General features: G+C 59.0%; 19 protein-coding genes. 18 read left to right on the forward strand and 1 reads right to left on the reverse strand.

Annotated elements, in window-relative coordinates:
• The 5 genes from F7P80_RS15745 to F7P80_RS15765 all read left to right on the forward strand — a co-directional run.
• On the forward strand, positions 1 to 809 hold an 809-nt coding region (locus F7P80_RS15745), incomplete at its 5' end, for a flagellin (RefSeq protein ID WP_151045992.1).
• A gap of 249 nt (positions 810 to 1,058) precedes the next feature.
• Positions 1,059 to 2,228, forward strand: a complete 1,170-nt coding sequence (locus F7P80_RS15750; protein WP_151045994.1) for a flagellin — start codon at positions 1,059 to 1,061, stop codon at positions 2,226 to 2,228.
• 271 nt (positions 2,229 to 2,499) lie between these two features.
• Entirely contained in the window at positions 2,500 to 3,927 is a 1,428-nt protein-coding gene (fliD, locus tag F7P80_RS15755; RefSeq protein WP_151045996.1) for a flagellar filament capping protein FliD, read from the forward strand.
• A gap of 72 nt (positions 3,928 to 3,999) precedes the next feature.
• Entirely contained in the window at positions 4,000 to 4,410 is a 411-nt protein-coding gene (gene fliS / locus F7P80_RS15760; RefSeq protein ID WP_054065978.1) for a flagellar export chaperone FliS, read from the forward strand.
• Between the two features lie 10 nt (positions 4,411 to 4,420).
• A complete protein-coding gene (locus F7P80_RS15765; protein WP_054066020.1) occupies positions 4,421 to 4,726 on the forward strand; it encodes a flagellar protein FliT in 306 nt (101 codons plus the stop codon).
• A gap of 351 nt (positions 4,727 to 5,077) precedes the next feature.
• Here F7P80_RS15765 and fliE read toward each other — a convergent pair whose 3' ends face one another.
• Complete coding sequence (gene fliE / locus F7P80_RS15770; protein WP_151045998.1) at positions 5,078 to 5,401, reverse strand: flagellar hook-basal body complex protein FliE; 324 nt, start codon at positions 5,399 to 5,401, stop codon at positions 5,078 to 5,080.
• A 182-nt stretch (positions 5,402 to 5,583) separates the two neighbouring features.
• Here fliE and fliF point away from each other — a divergent pair, with 182 nt between their 5' ends.
• The 13 genes from fliF to fliR all read left to right on the forward strand — a co-directional run bounded on the left by fliF (position 5,584) and on the right by fliR (position 16,715).
• Positions 5,584 to 7,266: a flagellar basal-body MS-ring/collar protein FliF gene (gene fliF, locus F7P80_RS15775; protein ID WP_054065976.1), complete on the forward strand. Its 1,683-nt coding sequence runs from the start codon at positions 5,584 to 5,586 to the stop codon at positions 7,264 to 7,266.
• 47 nt (positions 7,267 to 7,313) lie between these two features.
• Positions 7,314 to 8,309 carry a flagellar motor switch protein FliG gene (fliG, locus tag F7P80_RS15780; RefSeq protein ID WP_054065975.1) on the forward strand — a complete coding sequence of 332 codons (996 nt, stop codon included), beginning with the start codon at positions 7,314 to 7,316 and terminating at the stop codon, positions 8,307 to 8,309.
• Between the two features lie 33 nt (positions 8,310 to 8,342).
• Entirely contained in the window at positions 8,343 to 9,167 is an 825-nt protein-coding gene (locus F7P80_RS15785; protein ID WP_151046000.1) for a FliH/SctL family protein, read from the forward strand.
• 46 nt (positions 9,168 to 9,213) lie between these two features.
• A complete protein-coding gene (gene fliI, locus F7P80_RS15790) occupies positions 9,214 to 10,581 on the forward strand; it encodes a flagellar protein export ATPase FliI (protein WP_058879517.1) in 1,368 nt (455 codons plus the stop codon).
• A gap of 20 nt (positions 10,582 to 10,601) precedes the next feature.
• Positions 10,602 to 11,066: a flagellar export protein FliJ gene (gene fliJ, locus F7P80_RS15795; RefSeq protein WP_054065973.1), complete on the forward strand. Its 465-nt coding sequence runs from the start codon at positions 10,602 to 10,604 to the stop codon at positions 11,064 to 11,066.
• Positions 11,067 to 11,068: 2 nt separating this feature from the next.
• The gene (locus F7P80_RS17235; RefSeq protein WP_249041505.1) at positions 11,069 to 12,304 is read left to right on the forward strand and encodes a flagellar hook-length control protein FliK; all 1,236 of its coding nucleotides are present in this window, start codon (positions 11,069 to 11,071) and stop codon (positions 12,302 to 12,304) included.
• Between the two features lie 187 nt (positions 12,305 to 12,491).
• Positions 12,492 to 13,028: a flagellar basal body-associated FliL family protein gene (locus F7P80_RS15805; RefSeq protein ID WP_151046002.1), complete on the forward strand. Its 537-nt coding sequence runs from the start codon at positions 12,492 to 12,494 to the stop codon at positions 13,026 to 13,028.
• Positions 13,029 to 13,046: 18 nt separating this feature from the next.
• The gene (gene fliM, locus F7P80_RS15810; protein ID WP_054065970.1) at positions 13,047 to 14,051 is read left to right on the forward strand and encodes a flagellar motor switch protein FliM; all 1,005 of its coding nucleotides are present in this window, start codon (positions 13,047 to 13,049) and stop codon (positions 14,049 to 14,051) included.
• Positions 14,041 to 14,490: a flagellar motor switch protein FliN gene (gene fliN, locus F7P80_RS15815; RefSeq protein WP_054065969.1), complete on the forward strand. Its 450-nt coding sequence runs from the start codon at positions 14,041 to 14,043 to the stop codon at positions 14,488 to 14,490. The genes fliM and fliN overlap by 11 nt, the downstream gene beginning before the upstream one ends.
• Before the next feature lie 37 nt (positions 14,491 to 14,527).
• Positions 14,528 to 14,848 (forward strand): FliO/MopB family protein, encoded by a 321-nt coding sequence (locus tag F7P80_RS15820; protein ID WP_054066018.1) that lies wholly within the window; start codon positions 14,528 to 14,530, stop codon positions 14,846 to 14,848.
• 38 nt (positions 14,849 to 14,886) lie between these two features.
• Positions 14,887 to 15,639, forward strand: a complete 753-nt coding sequence (gene fliP / locus F7P80_RS15825; RefSeq protein WP_054065968.1) for a flagellar type III secretion system pore protein FliP — start codon at positions 14,887 to 14,889, stop codon at positions 15,637 to 15,639.
• A 17-nt stretch (positions 15,640 to 15,656) separates the two neighbouring features.
• A complete protein-coding gene (fliQ, locus tag F7P80_RS15830) occupies positions 15,657 to 15,926 on the forward strand; it encodes a flagellar biosynthesis protein FliQ (protein ID WP_054065967.1) in 270 nt (89 codons plus the stop codon).
• A 15-nt stretch (positions 15,927 to 15,941) separates the two neighbouring features.
• A complete protein-coding gene (gene fliR / locus F7P80_RS15835; protein WP_054065966.1) occupies positions 15,942 to 16,715 on the forward strand; it encodes a flagellar biosynthetic protein FliR in 774 nt (257 codons plus the stop codon).
• Positions 16,716 to 16,721: the final 6 nt, after the last annotated feature.

Consider the following 16,721-nt stretch of genomic DNA (forward strand, 5'->3'; position numbering starts at 1 on the left):
TGACTCAGCTGATCGCTGAAATTGACCGTGTAGCCAAGACTTCAGAATTCAATGGCACCAAGTTGCTCAATGGTGATTTTGCTGGTGGTGTATTTCAGGTGGGAGCTGCTGCTGGTGACAATATCACTGTAGGCGCTTTGGCGAATGTTCAAGCTAAGGAATTATCAAACATTAGTTATGCAAAAGCCGCAACAACGGTGACTTTAGACACATTGGGTGCCAAATTTGAGGAGTCCGGTACTCTTGAATTTGCTGGTGTCAAGGTGAGTCTTGACGTAGCTGGCAGTGCTAAAGAACGTGGTGGACAAGTTGTGGCTGCTATTAACGCGCAGTCGGCTAGCACAGGCATTGTTGCTTTTACAGAAGGTGACAATGTAACTATCTATTCAAATACTGCAGTTGCAACTGGCGAAAACAAGGTTACTTGGACGAAGACTGGTGACACTACCGTCGCTGATGTTCTCGATGTCGTTACTGCAGCCCAGGCGAATCAAAAAGGTATTGATACCTTGTCCGTAAAATCGCAAGCCGATGCATGGGTTGCTTTGAAGAAGATTGACGACGCGATTAATAAGATCAGTTCTGCACGAGGTGATCTGGGTGCGCTGCAAACCCGTTTTGAAAAGTCGATTGAGAATATCGACATCATGAACGAAAACATTTCTGCTGCCCGTGGCCGTATTGTGGATGCGGACTTTGCCGCGGAAACTGCCAACCTGAGCCGCTCGCAAATCCTGCAGCAAGCTGGCACTGCGATGGTGGCACAGGCTAACCAGCTGCCACAGAACGTACTGAGCCTGCTGCGCTAAGTACGGCTTGCTGCGCTGCGCAGCAAGTTTTTGAAAGTTTGCTTTGATGACCAGGCTCTCCGGGGTTTGGTCTTTTTTTTGTTTGTAACAGTGCGTTTTTTGTTCTCAAGTTCTGCGCAGGACCGCCGAAAAAACATGCACAGAGGGCGAGCCGGGCCTTGCAGCAGCAAGACCATGGAAAGCAAGTGAAACACCGCCCCGCTTAGCAAACGCAAACTTTCGAGCATTACGGTATTAGGAGCATTCGCCATGGCCATGACCATTAACACCAACGTCGTTTCCATCAACGCACAGCGCAATCTGAGCCTGTCAGGCAGCCAGCTGGGCACCGCCATGCAGCGCCTGTCTTCGGGTCTGCGAGTGAATAGTGCCAAGGATGATGCAGCAGGTCTGGCCATTGCTGAACGTATGAATGCCCAGTCCCGTGGCTTGAGCGTGGCAGCGCGTAATGCCAACGACGGTATCTCGCTGGCTCAGACCGCTGAAGGCGCACTGGGCAAGGTGGGCGACATGCTGCAGCGCATGCGTGAGCTGGCTGCGCAGGCTTCCAATGCCACCAACAGCAAGACCGACCGTGAAGCACTGCAGGCCGAAGTGTCGCAGCTGATCGCGGAAATTGACCGTGTGGCCAAGACTTCGGAATTTAACGGTACCAAGCTGCTCAATGGCTCGTTCGCAGGTGCTGTGTTCCAGGTGGGGTCTGCTGCTGGTGACAACATTACTGTCGGAGGCTTGACAGATGCAACGGCAGCTAAGCTGTCTAGCATTTCGTACACCCAACATTCCGCTGCAGTATCTACTATTGCTTCCGATGCGACTGTTCCACCTGCAAATGGGTTTAATGCGGCTGTGACAGGCTTGAAAGTCAATGGTGTCGATTTGGATACTATTGCCGTAGCAAGCTCAGCAACCGAGCGTGTGGGTCAAGTGGTGGCAGCCATCAACGCAAAGACAGCAGACACGGGTGTAACTGCCTTCTACGAAGGAGGAAAAATTGAACTGCGTAGCAGCTCTGCTACCGGGATTGTTTTAGCAGGGGCTGGTTGGACTGCGCAGGCAACAGGCTTGGCAACTTTGGCAGCTACACCCACAGCTTCAACTTCTACTGGCATCAGTACTGTCGATGTTTCAACACAGTCTGGTGCATGGCTGGCGATGAAGAATATCGACGACGCCATCAACAAGATCAATAGCTCTCGTGCCGATCTGGGTGCGCTGCAGACCCGCTTTGAAAAGTCGATTGAGAACATCGACATCATGAACGAAAACATTTCTGCAGCGCGTGGCCGCATTGTGGATGCCGACTTTGCGGCAGAAACTGCCAGCCTGAGCCGTACCCAGATCCTGCAGCAGGCAGGCACGGCGATGGTGGCGCAGGCCAACCAGCTGCCCCAGCAAGTGCTGAGCCTGCTGCAATAAGCTGGTCAGCGGCTGCTATCCGCGAAAGCCGGGTGCAGTAAGACAAGAAGATAAAACGGTGTCAGCTCGGCAGGGCTGGCACCGTTTTTGGCTTAAGTTGTGGCACTTTGCGCCGATAAAAAGGCTGTGGGCTGGCAGGTGAGTCGCAACTTCTAAGCGGTGCACACCTTTTTATTCAGGCTTTTGCGTGGTGCGTAAACCCCAGACAATACGCGAGTCTCAATCCGTGGATGTGTTTGTCTGCGGCAATCAGGTCTTCAAGGAGTTCAAGATGGCAATCTCTTCAGTGGGTATCGGCAGTGGTCTGGATGTGGAGAGCATCGTCACGAAGATGTTGGCGCTGGAGCGGCGCCCTATCAAGACCTTGGAAGCCAAGGCAGAGTTCATTGATGCCAAGATTTCTGTCCAGGGGCAGATCAAGTCCATGGTGTCTGACTTGCATGCCGCCTTGTTTGACCTGACGCTGGAAGGTACCTGGAAGACGGCCAAGGCAACGACCTCTGGTTCCAGCGTGTCTGCCAGCATTTCTGGCCCGGCTGCAGCGGGTAACTACAACATCGAGGTGACATCGCTGGCGCAAAGCCAGACGGTGGTGTCGTCCAAGCTGGGCGCTGAAGACAAGCTGGGCGCTGGCAAGCTGGTGTTCAGCATTGGCTACCCTACGGCCAAGCCGCAGACGGCCATTGAGCTGGATGGCTCTGAAACACTGGAGCAGGCGGCGAAAAAGATCAATGATGCCAATGTGGGCGTACAGGCCAGTGTGATCAAGGATGCCGAGGGCAAGCAGCAGCTGGTGTTGACAGCCAAGAACACGGGGCTGGATGGCAAGTTCTCCATGCAGGTGGAGGGTGCAGCGGCGGGCTCCCGTCTTGCTGCCTGGGGTAATTACACCCCCGGCAATGCGCCTGAAGCTGTGAATGGTGAGGGCTTTTTCCTGGCGCAGGAAGCGAAAAACGCCAAGATGACGCTCAATGGTGTGGAGCTGGAGTCAAGCACCAATACCTTTGCTGGTGTGCTCAATGGTGTTTCACTGTCAGTGACGGGTGAGGGGAAATCTCTGCTGAGCGTGACGCAGGATACCGAGGCCATCAAGGGCAAGATTCAGAAGTTCGTGGATGCCTACAACTCCCTCAATGAGTTGTTGACCGCATCGACCAAATACGACAAAGAAACCAAGACTGCGGGTGTGTTCCAAGGCGACAGCAGCATTGTGAGCATGCAGAACGCATTTCGCATGCTGACGCAGAACGTAGCGTCTCAGGCGCAAGGTGCATTCAAGCGGCTGGCGGACATTGGTATTTCCATCGCCAACCCCACGAAGGCCAAGGTGTCTGGTGAGCTGGTGGTTGATGCTTCCAAGCTCAATACGGCGCTCAATGATCTGGAGTCCATGCAGGGGCTGTTTGCGACCAAGTCCAGCAATGCTTCGAGTGATGGTGTTGGTATTGCCGTTGCTTTCCGCAACTTCACTTCTGGTTTGCTCGATCTGGAGGGTGCCTTGAATACCAAGGAAGACTCCTTGAGCAAGGAGCTCAAGCGCAATGGTGAAGAGCAAGAGAAGGTGGAAAAGCGCGCGTCTGCTGCAGAGGCGCGTTTGCGTGCGCAATACACCGCCTTGGACGTCAAGATGGCTTCGCTCAGTTCATTGAGCTCCTATGTGGAGCAGATGGTGGCTTCTTGGAATAAGTCCAAGGATTGATATTTTTTTGCTTGAGTTCTGGCGGCAAGTGCCGAAAGAACTCAGGTACAGCAACAAGTTTCAGGGGTTCACATGTTTTCTTCTTCAGGTTACGGCGCAGCGAATGCATATCGTCAGGTGAGTGCGCATTCCGGTGTGGAAAGCGCGTCGCCGCATCAGCTGATTCAGATGCTGTTCGATGGCCTGTTCCAGTCGCTGAACGCAGCACGCGGTGCGCTGCAGCGCGGTGACATTGAGGAAAAGGGCCGTCATATTTCCAAGGCTGTGCGCATTCTGCAAGAAGGCCTGGTGGTGGGTCTGGACTTGGAAAAAGGCGGTGAATTGGCCGCTAATCTGAAGTTGCTGTATGACTATTCTGTGGCCCAATTGACAAAAGCCAATGTTCGCAATGACGAACATTTGGTTGAGGAGGTGATCAAGGTTTTGCAGCCAGTGGCGCAAGGCTGGAAAGAAATTGGACCCACTGCCAACCAGACGATGTAAGGGGGTGGGCATGCAGGAGAATAGCTTGCTGGACTATTACAAGGCCATAGAGGCCAAGAGTGCGGAAATGTTGTCAGCAGCGATGCAGCAGGACTGGGATGGCGTCATGGAGTGCGAGAAGCTGTGCTCCTTGCTCATCGATGAGTTGCGCGTGCAGTCGCAGGCTGTGCAGCTCACTCCTGAACAGCGCAAGGAAAAGACGCGCATCATGCAGAGCATCTTGCGCAATGACGCACAGATTCGCGTACTGGCTGAGCCCTGGCTGGCGCAGATTGAACATATGGGCAAGATGCCCGCCACTTCCGTGCTGCACTGAAGACGTAAAGTATCGCTATACCCTCCAAGGTTTGGTGTAAGCCCATCTGCTGTCATGGCAGGTGGGCTTTTTTATGGTCGCAGTGCTGCGCTGGGAGCGTGTGGGTGTTTCAGCTTGCAGTGAAGCGATCAGCTTGTATATTGATAGCGACTAGCGCAGTTGAAATCTGCGTTTGAAGCTAATTTGTAGCTGAAAGCCTTGTCTATACAGCGCAAGGTGCTCTTTTTTTCTATTTTTTGCAGACAAAAAAAGACCGCAACCTACAGAGGGTGCGGCCGTAAAGGTTTTTTTGAAGGGTGAGCGTTCTGGCATGCCGCTGGCCGGTGCCGGGCGGCAGGCACAAGCAGGTGCTCAGACCTGCATGTTCATGACATCGGTATAGGCCTGTACCAGGCGGTTGCGCACATGCAGCGTGGCCTGAAAGCCAATCTGCGCCTTTTGCATGGCAACCATGGTTTCTTCCAGGCTGACCGATGGGTTCTCCATCTGCACTTCTTTTTGCAGGTGGGAGGAGTGATTCTGTGCAGCACTGACGGAGCGCAGCGCGTTCTCCAGCGCAGTGCTGAAGCCGTGGCCTTCAGCTTCTGCCTTTTGCACAGGCTTGGTCAGGCGTTGCGCCATGTCGCTGGACATGGTGGTCAACGGAGATGTGGCGCTATGAAGGCGAAAGTCCATGATGGTTTCCTGAACTCGTTATTGATCGATGGCCGCAATCGTAGGCAATTGCAAAAGATGCATCTGCGCGAATAAATGGGAAAACGGGTGCCTTATCGGGGGAACGTGGCGGGCGGAAGTTTGAATAATCGTTGCAACGTTGGGCTCCGTGTTGGGCTCAAGCCCTCCATTTGGAAAGAACGATGTCCGCAGTTGCAGAAATTCCTGTTGAACCAAACGCCGCTCCCGCCGCCACTACGGTTTCCTGGCGCGAGAAGGTGGCAGCACTCGATAGAAATCAACGCATCATGATTGGTGCGGTGGGCGCCCTGGTTGTCGCCGGCCTGGTGGCCGCGCTGATGTTCAGCCGCCAGCCGGATTACCGTGTGCTGTTCAGCAATCTGAGTGACAAGGACGGTGGTGCCATCGTGGCCCAGCTGGCGTCCATGAACGTGCCTTACAAGTACACCGAAGGTGGCGGCGCCATCATGATTCCGGCTGACCGTATCCATGATGTGCGTCTGAAGCTGGCCACCCAGGGACTGCCCAAGGGCGCGGTCTCGGGCTTTGAAATCATGGAGAACAGCAAGTTCGGCATCACCCAGTTTCAGGAGCGCGTGAACTATCAGCGCGCACTGGAGGGCGAGCTGACGCGCTCCATCATGGGCCTGTCTGCCGTGCAGAACGCGCGCGTGCACCTGGCCCTGCCTAACCAGAATGGTTTTTTCCGTGAGCAGCAAAAGCCTTCGGCTTCGGTGCTGCTGACGCTGTACCCCGGCCGCATGCTGGACCGCACGCAGATTGCGGGCATCGTGCACCTGATTGCTTCCAGCGTGCCAGAGATGCTGCCTTCGGCCGTGAGCGTGCTGGATGACTCCGGCAAGCTGCTGTCGCAGGCGCCGAACCCCGATGAAAGCCCTGTAGACATTCAGCAGCTGATGTACCAGCAGCAGCTGGAAAAGCAGTACACACAGCGCATTCTGGACATTCTGGAGCCCGTGGTGGGCAAGGGCAATGTGAAGGCGCAGGTGACGGCTGAGCTGGACTTCTCGCGCTCGGAATCGACCTCGGAAATCCACGCCCCCAACCAGGGGCAGGCGCCCAGCGCGGTGCGCAGCCAGCAGGTGCTGGAAGCCATTGGTGAAAAAGAACCCGTGCCCCCTACAGGCGTGCCCGGTGCCGTCAGCAACCAGCCACCGCAAACGGCTGCAGCGCCTGTCAATGGTGCGGCTCCCGTGTTGCAGGCAGCCAATGCCGAGAACAGCAACATCCTGACCATTCCAGGCAGCAAGCGTGAGTCTGTGACCAATTACGAGGTGGACAAGACCATCAAGGTCACACGCAGCAGCACCGGCACCATCAAGCGCATGACTGCTGCCGTGGTGGTGAACTATCTGCCCGGAGCAACGGCTGAAGGTACTGTGGTGCCACAGGCGCTGACGGAGGCGCAGCAGGCACAGATGCTGGCGCTGGTGCGCGAGACCATTGGCTACAACGCCGAGCGTGGTGACTCGGTCAACCTGATGAATGCACAGTTCCAGCAGGACACGGGCCGTCTGGCGTCCGATCTGCCACTGTGGCAGCAGCCCGAGACCATTGCGCTGGCCAAGTCGGTGATGTGGCCCGTGGGCCTGGTGCTGGCAGCGCTGATTCTGGCGCTGGGTGTGGTGCGCCCCATCCTCAAGGCACGCAAGAAGAAGGAGCAGGCACAGCTGGATCTGTTGGCGGCCGATGAGATTGAGCGCCCCGCACTGGCTGCACCGCTCAAGCCCGGTGAGCCTACGCCTGAAGAACTGCGTCTGCAGCAGGCGCGTGCGCTGGCCAAGCAGAACCCCATTGCGGTGGCCAATATCGTCAAGACCTGGGTCAATGGCGAAGCGAATTAATGGCCTTGGGCTGTGCTTAACAACACCGACAACACAAAGAGTTGCATATGGATGAACGAGGTCTGAACGACGCCGCGATTTTGCTGATGTCTCTGGGTGAGGAGGAGGCAGCGGAAGTTTTCAAGCACCTCTCGCCCAAAGAGGTGCAGAAGCTGGGTGAGACCATTGCGCGCATGCGTGGTGTGTCCAAAGAAAAAGTGGACTTTGTGATTGCGCGCTTTACCGATGACTGCGCGGCGCAGAGCCTGCTGGTGGAAGACGCGAGCGATTACGTCAAGTCTGTGCTGCGCCGTGCGCTGGGCGATGACAAGGCTGCGCTGCTGCTGGACCGCATTTTGCAGGGCGGTGATGTCTCGGGCATTGAAAGCCTGAAGTGGATGGACCCCGTGTCCGTGGCCGAGCTGCTGCGCAATGAACACCCGCAGATCATTGCTGCCATCATGGTGCACCTGGAGTACGACCAGGCCGCTGCCGTGCTGATGCAGCTGCCCGAGCGTCTGCGCAGCGAAGTAGTGCTGCGCGTGGCGACGCTGGAAGGTATTCAGCCTTCGGCGCTGAAGGACCTCAACGAGGTGCTGTACAGAGTGCTTGCCGGTGGCGACAAGATTCGCAAGACATCGCTGGGTGGTGTGAAGACCGCTGCCGAGATGATCAACCTGCTGGGCAGCAATGCCGATGTGGCCGTGCTGGACACCATCCGCAACTACGACGCGGATCTGGCGCAGAAGATCATGGACAAGATGTTCGTGTTCGACGATCTGGTCAAGCTGGACGACCGCTCCCTGCAGCTGGTGCTGCGCGAGGTGGCCTCCGAAACACTCATCGTCGCGCTCAAGGGAGGCTCCATGGAAGTGCGCGACAAGATTCTGGCCAATATGTCCATGCGTGCTGCAGCTGCACTGCGCGAAGACCTGGAGGCCCGAGGCCCCATGCGTCTGTCCGAAGTGGAGGCACAGCAAAAGGAAATCCTCAAGGTGGTGCGTCGCCTGGCCGACGAAAACCAGATCACGCTGGGTGGCGGTCCCGAAGACAGCTTCGTCTGATGCGGACAGTGACAGGAAGACGGTGAAACACATATGACACGCTTCATCCCCAGCGAAGAAATTGACCAGCAAAGCGTGCGCCAGTGGCACTTTGGCAATGTGCGCAGCAGTGCACGGCAGGGCTTTATGGCCATGCCAGAGATGACGCTGGACCCTCTCCTGACAGCACCTGTGCAGCCCGAAGTGGCAGAGCCTGCGGAGGCAGAGGCCGTGGTGGAGGCTGAACAGGCAGCGCCGGCGCAGGAAGCAGCGCCCGTACCTGTGGTGCCCATGTTTACCGAGGAAGAACTGCAGCAGCATGTGCAGCAGGCCGCAGAGCAGGCCCGCGCCGAGGCTTACCAGCAAGGGCTGCAGCAGGGCCAGCAGGAAGCAGCGCATGAGTGGCAGCAGCGCATGGCCGACTATCAGAACAATGTGGGCCGTGAGGCAGCGCAGCGCCTGAATGAAGTGCTGCATGCGGCCGCAGAGGCGGTGCAGGGTCTGCAGCAGCAGATGTCGCAGGACTTGCTGCAGCTGGCTGTGGATATTGCGCGCCAGGTGGTGCGTCAGGAGCTGCGCTGCAATCCGCAGGCGCTGCAGCCGGTTGTGGCCGAGGCGCTGGACATGCTGGGTGCCGAGAGCAAGCCTGCCGTGGTACGCCTGCACCCCGAAGATTTTCAGCGCCTGCAAGCGCATCTGCGCGAGAGCCTGCCCAACCCCAAGGTGGAATGGCTGGCCGACCCCAGCGTGCCTGCGGGTGGCTGTCTGGTGCAAAGCCAGGGTGCCCAGGTGGATGGCACGCTGGAGCGCCGCTGGCAGCGTGCCGTAGCAGCACTGGGTCTGGTTTCGACCTGGTATGAGGAGGCACCACATGCCTGATGCGCAGCCCAAGTCTGCCAGCCCCGTGGTGGCGCAGCTCAAGGACATGCTGCAGCTGGGGCGTGAGCGCGTCAATCAGCCACTGCCGCTGCAAAGCCATGGCACCCTGACGCGCCTGACGGGTCTGGTGCTGGAGGCCAGCGGCCTGCGCGTGCCTGTGGGCTCCCAATGTCACCTGCAGATGCCGGGCGCGGAGCCTGTGCTGGCCGAGGTGGTGGGCTTTGCGGGTGAGCGTGCTTTTCTGATGCCTGCGGGAGATATTCAGGGCCTGTCCTGCGGGGCCGTGGTGACGCCTGCTGAGCCCTTTGTGCCGCCGCTGCGCCTTGGTGATACCAAGGTGCCATCGCTGGCTACGGGCGTGCTGCGCCTGCCCATGGGCGATGGCCTGCTGGGCCGGGTGATTGATTCACAGGGCCAGCCTTTGGACCGTGCAGGTGAGCTGCAGGATGTGGTGGCTGAGCCGCTGGATCGCGAGCCCATCAACGCCATGGAACGCGCCCCCGTGCGTGAAAGCCTGGATACCGGCGTGCGTGCCATCAACAGTTTGCTTACTGTGGGCCGTGGCCAGCGTCTGGGTCTGTTTGCAGGCTCGGGTGTGGGTAAGTCTGTGCTGCTGGGCATGATGGCGCGCTACACCAAGGCCGACGTGATTGTGGTCGGTCTGATTGGTGAGCGTGGCCGCGAAGTCAAAGAGTTCGTGGAAGACATTCTGGGCGCGCAGGACCGCTCGCGCGCCGTGGTGGTGGCCGCGCCTGCCGATGCTCCGCCGCTGCTGCGCATGCAGGGCGCCAGCTACGCCACAGCGATTGCCGAGCATTTCCGGGACAAGGGCAAGCATGTGCTGCTGCTCATGGATTCGCTGACCCGCTATGCACAGGCACAGCGCGAGATTGCGCTGGCCATTGGTGAGCCACCAGCCACCAAGGGCTATCCGCCCTCGTGCTTTGCCAAGCTGCCTGCGCTGGTGGAGCGCAGCGGCAATGGCCTCAATGGCGTGGGCTCGATCACGGCCTTCTACACCGTGCTGTCCGAAGGCGACGATCAGCAGGATCCGATTGCGGACGCTTCGCGCGCCATTCTGGATGGCCACTACGTGCTCTCGCGCGCGCTGGCTGAGCAGGGGCACTACCCTGCCATTGATATCGAACAGTCGGCATCGCGCGTGATGCACAACGTGGTCTCGCGCGAGCATTTCGAATTAGCTAGACGGTTTAGAGCCGTCTATTCGCGCTATCAAAAAAGCAAGGATTTGATACAAGTAGGAGCTTATGTGAACGGCTCCGATCCTTTGGTGGACGAGGCCATTCGCTTGCAGCCAGCAATGGCCCGTTTCCTGCAGCAGACCATGTTTGAGTCTGCTTCCATGGAACAAAGTTTGGCAGACATGGCAGCCGTCTTAGGCCAGCCAGGATGAGATAACGAGAGGGATTTGGAATGTCTTCGCTCAATGCTTTGATGATCGCAATTGAAATGGCCGTGCGCAAACGTGATGACGCACGCCAGGCGCTGCGTGAGCGTCAGCATGCCTTTGATGCTGCCAAGTCCCAGATGGAGCAGCTGGAGAACTATGCCGCAGAAATGCAGCAGCGCTGGGGTGCGACGGAAGGCGCTTCGCTCAAGCCTGAAGTCATGGTGCACCACCGGCAGTTCATGGAGCGGCTGGAGCACGCCATCAACCTGCAGACACGGGTGATTGCAGACCAGTCCATCCGCCTGGAAGCTGCACAGAAAGCGCTGATGGCCGCAGAGCTGCGCCTGACCAGCCTGAACAAGGTGGTGGAAACACGCCGCCGTGACATGGAGCTGGCGCAGATGCGCCGCGAGCAAAAGCAGACGGACGAACGTGCCGCGCTGCAATTCATTGGCCGAACGTTTGGCATGCAGTTTCAGGAGGCATGAGCATGGATATTCAGCAAGCGATGGTGCCCAAACCCAAGGCCAAACATGCAGACAAGCCTGCAGCGCAGGACAAGCCGGAATCTGTCGATGAGCGCTCTGGTCAGACCAGTGCGGCCAAGTTTTCCCGCTTGCTCAAGGGCCTGCGCCAGGACGATGTGCAGACACTCGATGGCGCCGCCCTGTCCTTGCAGGATCAGGCATCGCTGATGACGGCAGAACTCAAGGACTTGCCGCCGGGCGAGGTACTGGCTACCGCGCTCAGCCTGGATGATTTGCTGGGCCAGGCGCAGCGCCTGCTGGGTGCAGATGCTGGGTCAACCGGGCAGGCGGCAGGCCTGTCATCGCAGGCGCAAGGGCGTGGTCTGGGTGCACAGATGCATGTGGCAGCAGGCCAGCAGGTGGCCACCGTCGCCGCTGGCGTGCAGACAGTCGCACAGGCAGAGGGCGCTTCGGAAGCCCCCGCCGTGGTCCAGTCTGCTGCCACCGCGCTGCTGGCGCAGGCTGCAGATGCGGCGGAAGTGGTGGAGCAGCTGGTCACGGGCGATGCACCGCGCAGCGCCGATGCCAGTGGTCGCTTTAGCCTGCAGGGCAACTGGACGCTGGACGATGGCCAGGCCGAAATGCAGCCCACGCTGCAGCGCGTGATGGCGCAGGTGGAGCAATGGGCGGCCAGTGCAGGCGTGCAGGCCAGGCCAGGTGAGCGTGCAGACGGCACCCGCAGCGCATCTGCCAGTGGCGTGGAAGCGCTGGGTGGTGGGCAGGGCAGTGGCACACGGCTGATGGACACTGCAGTGCGCGAAGTCCAGCAGGCGCAGGACGCCATGTTTGAGGCGCAGCACGATGCGCCGGTGGAAGACATGCGCTTCTGGCTGCGAGGCAAGCAGCAGCGTGCGGAAGTGGTGATGGAAAAGGATGGCCAGCCTGTGCGCGTGCAGGTGTCCGTGCGCGGCAATGAAGCCCATGTGACCTTCCGCGCAGACCAGATGCAGACCCGTGCACTGCTCGATGACAATGTGGCGCAGCTGCGCGAGCTGCTGCAGCAGCAGGGGCTGGAGCTGGCCGGTGTACAGGTGCAGGCGCAGACCGATGGCGATGCGGCGCCCCACAGCGGCGCGCAGCGCCATGCCTGGCAGGACGGACCGGCACGCCATGGCGTGGTGGAAGTGCCTGTGCAGGCCCACCAGGCTGAGGCTGCACCGCGTGTGCCGCAAGGACGCGGGCTGGACTTGTACGCCTGATCGAGCGCCGGCCGGAGGCCGTGCGCGGAGGTAGACGACTTTTTTGTCGGCTATTTCAGCCTTTTATTCTGGCTATGATTTCGGGCTTCTTCGAAATAATAAGACCTTAGTGTGCTGCGTCCTGGATGATGGGCGCAGGAACAGCCAGATTTGAGCCAACACACTTTTATCCCTGAAGGAACATAACGTGGCCGCAACCCATACTGCCGCCGCTACGGCGCAAGGCAAGAGCAAAAAAGTAATCGTGTTCGGTGCTATCGCCGCCTTGCTGGTCGTTGTGATTGCAGCAGCTGCGCTGTTTTTTGCCAACCAGTCAAAAAGCGACCCCTATGCTGAAGACACACCTGCCAGGAAGGTAGCGCTGGTCCCCACCTTCCTGCCACTGGAAAACATGGTGGTGAACCTGGCCGACCCCGGCGGTGAGCGCTATGCCCAGATTGGCATTACGCTGGAGCTGCAGGATGAAGCCACGGCAACCACCGTCAAGCAGTACATGCCCAGCATTCGCAATGGCATTTTGATGCTGGTGTCGCAGCGCACAGCCGATGAGCTGCTGCAGCGCGAAGGCAAGGAACAGCTGGCCACAGATATCCTGCGTGAAGTCACACGCCCCATGGGCTGGGACAAGCAGCGCCGCGAGATGGAAGACGATGAGTTTGACACCCCTCGCCGCCGTGCCAATCCGGTGCGCCGTGTGCTGTTTTCCAGCTTCATCATCCAGTAAGCGCAAGGAGTTATCCGCATGAGCGATTCTTTCCTGTCGCAAGAGGAAGTTGATGCACTTCTGGAAGGGGTGACGGGCGAGCGCCAGAAGTCTGACCTGGAAGAAGTCGAAGAAGGTGCGGTACGCAACTATGACATTTCCAGTCAGGAGCGTATCGTCCGCGGGCGCATGCCCACCATGGAAATCGTGAACGAAAGGTTCGCGCGTAATTTCCGTATTGGTCTGTTTAACTTTATCCGCCGCAGCCCCGAAGTGTCCGTGGGCACGGTGAGCGTGCAGCGCTACAGCGCCTTTTTGCGCCGCCTGGCAGTGCCCACGAACTTCAACATCGTGGCCATTCGCCCCCTGCGCGGCAATGGCCTGATTGTGTGTGAGCCCTCGCTGGTGTTCGGCATTATTGACACCTTGTACGGCGGCACGGGGCGCCTGCAGACGCGTATTGAAGGCCGTGACTTCTCGGCCACCGAGCAGCGCGTGATCAATCGCCTGGTCGATGTGATCAGCGAGGAATACAAAAAAGCCTGGCATGGCATCTATCCGCTGGAGTTGGCTTACCAGCGCTCGGAAATGCAGCCACAGTTCGCCAATATTGCAACGCCCAGCGAAATCGTGGTGTCCACCTCGTTCCAGCTGGAAATTGGCGATGTCTCCGGCTCCATCTACATCTGCATGCCTTATGCAACCATGGAGCCCATTCGAGACATTCTGTACTCGTCCACCCAGGGTGACTCCATGGAAGTGGACCGCCGATGGGTCAAGGTGCTGACGCGGGAAATCCAGTCCGCCGAAGTGACGCTGGTGGCTGAGCTGGCCCGCGCCGATGCAACGGTGGAGCAATTGCTGGCCATGAAGCCGGGCGACTTCATCGAGCTGGAGCGCCAGCCACGCATCAAGGCGTCGATTGGTGGCGTACCGATTTTTGAGTGCCAGTACGGCACGCACAACAACAAATATGCGATCCGCATCGAGCAGTGTCTGCGGGGTGTGGATGCGAACTGGACCGGAGAGAAGAATGGCAACTGATCAGAACAACAGCGGCAGCATCCCTGGGGATGATCCCTTCTCGGATTGGGCCGAAGCACTGGAAGAACAGAAGCAGACCGACGCCCCCCGCGATACGCTGGACGCCGAGCAGGGTGGCCCACTGTCGGGCAAGCCTGCCTATGCATCGGGCCCTGTGGGCACCGAAGTGCCGGTGAACGACATCAACATGGTGCTGGACATTCCTGTGCAGCTGTCCGTGGAGCTGGGGCGCACCAAGGTGCCCATCAAGTACATCCTGCAGCTGGCCCAGGGTTCGGTGGTGGAGCTGGACGCTCTGGCTGGTGAACCCATGGACGTGCTGGTGAACGGCTATCTGATTGCCCAGGGCGAGGTGGTGGTGGTGAACGACAAGTTCGGTATCCGCCTGACCGACGTGGTCACACCTTCTGAGCGCTTGCGCCGCGTCAGCCGTGGATAACGTGAGCTGGACCTCTTCGCTGCTGGCGCTGTTCCTCATGATCGGCGCGCTGGCAGCGCTGCCCTGGGTACTCCGGCGCTGGCAGCAGCGTCAGCAGGGCCTGCATGGGGCAGACAGCGTCAGCACCAAGGTGCTGTCTGCCGTGGCCATTGGCCCCGGGCAGCGTGTGGTGACGGTGGAGGTCGGCCAGGGTACGGAAAAAACGCGCCTGGTGCTGGGCGTGACGGCGCAGCACATCCAGTGCCTGCATGTGCTGGGTCAGCCCGCGACCGCACAGCCTGCGGCTGCCAGCTTTGCAGGTGTCATGGCACAGGTGCAGGACGGCACGGCAAGCACCACGACCACGGCGCAACCTTGATGAGAGCGTTTATGCGATCAGGCTTTCTCACTTCCCATATGCACTGGGCCATGCCAGCCGCCGTCGGGGCGGCTTTTTGCTGGCTGCCAGCTGTCGCAGCAGCGCAGACGGCCGCGGGCCCCAGCCTGCCGGTACTGGTGGGCTCTGGCGGCGCGGGCAGCTCGTTTTCGGTGCCCATTCAGACGCTGCTGTTCTTTACCGCACTGTCCTTTCTGCCAGCCCTTTTGCTGATGATGACGGGCTTTACCCGGATCGTGATTGTGCTGAGCCTGCTGCGCCAGGCGCTGGGCACGCAGTCGGCACCGCCCAATCAGGTCATCATTGGCCTGTCGCTGTTTCTGACCCTGTTTGTGATGGGGCCGACGCTGGACCGCGTCTACCAGGACGCCTACGTGCCCTACACCAGCAACCAGATGGAGTTTGAAGACGCGCTGAAAAAGGCCGAACTACCGGTGCGCGAGTTCATGGCGCGCCAGACGCGGCAGTCCGACTTTGCGCTGTTTTCCCGTCTGGCCAAGCTGGAGCCCGGTACGTCGATTGAAGATGCCCCATTTCGCGTGGTGGTTCCGGCCTTTGTGATCAGCGAACTGAAAACGGCGTTTCAGATCGGCTTCATGATCTTTATTCCGTTTCTGATCATTGACATGGTGGTGTCTTCCATCCTGATGTCGCTGGGCATGATGATGCTGTCTCCCGTGCTGGTGGCGCTGCCCTTTAAGATCATGCTGTTTGTGCTGGCCGATGGCTGGAACCTGCTGGTGGGTTCGCTGGCTGCCAGCTTTGCCATTTAGAGGGAAAGGCGCAGCTCATGACTCCTCAATCCGTACTGACCTTCGGGCGTGAAGCGCTGACGCTGCTGCTCATGGTCTCGCTGCCTGTGCTGCTGACGGTGCTGGTTGTCGGTCTGGTGGTGAGCATTTTTCAGGCCGTCACCCAGATCAACGAAAACACCTTGTCCTTTGTGCCCAAGCTGGTAGCAGCCGTGCTGGTGTTTGCTGTGGCTGGGCCGTGGATGCTGTCCACCGTGGTGGACTTCATCCGGCGCACGATTGAAAACATCCCCAGTGCCTTAGGCTAGGGCAGGGTGTAAACGGTGATTGGCTTTTCCGAAGAGCAGCTGATGGCGTGGCTCTCACCCATCATCTGGCCATTTCTGCGGACACTGGCCATGTTCACGGCTGCGCCCGTGTTTTCGCAAAAAGCCATTCCCATGCGCGTCAAGGTGGCGCTGGCCTTTCTGGTGGCCGTGTGCGCGCAGGCCGTGCTGGGTGACCAGCCCGTGGTGCATGTCAACTCCCCGCAGGCACTGGTCTGCGTGATTCAGCAGGTGGGCATCGGCCTGGCCATTGGTTTTTCCGCACGGCTGGTGATTGCCGCCATGGAGGTGGCGGGTGAATTCATCGGCCTGCAGATGGGCCTGAGCTTTGCCTCCTTCTTTGACCCTTCCAGCGGTGCGCAGCTGAGCGCTGTCTCACGCTTTCTGGTGCAAATCTTCACCCTGTTCTTCATCGTGGTGAATGGCCATGTGTTTGTGCTGATGGCCGTGATCAAAAGCTTTCAGGCGTTTCCGGTGGATGGCTCGTTCATCCAGGCGGTCTCGCAGATGCGCATTCACGAGCTGGGCTCGGCCGTGTTCTCCAGCGCGTTGTGGATTGCGCTGCCCATGATGGCGCTGCTGCTGTTTGTGAACCTGACTATGGGCGTGATCGCACGCATTGCGCCGCAGATGAACGTGTTTGCCGTGGGCTTTCCCATCACGCTGACGGTGGGCATGCTGGGCATCACGGCCACGCTGCCCATGATGGAGCAGCCCTTCCTCAGCATGATTGAGCGCACGCTGGCGGTGTTTGGTGGCGGCTTCTTGTAAAAAAGA

This window comes from Comamonas kerstersii, assembly GCF_008801935.1.
Lineage (GTDB): Bacteria > Pseudomonadota > Gammaproteobacteria > Burkholderiales > Burkholderiaceae_C > Comamonas > Comamonas kerstersii.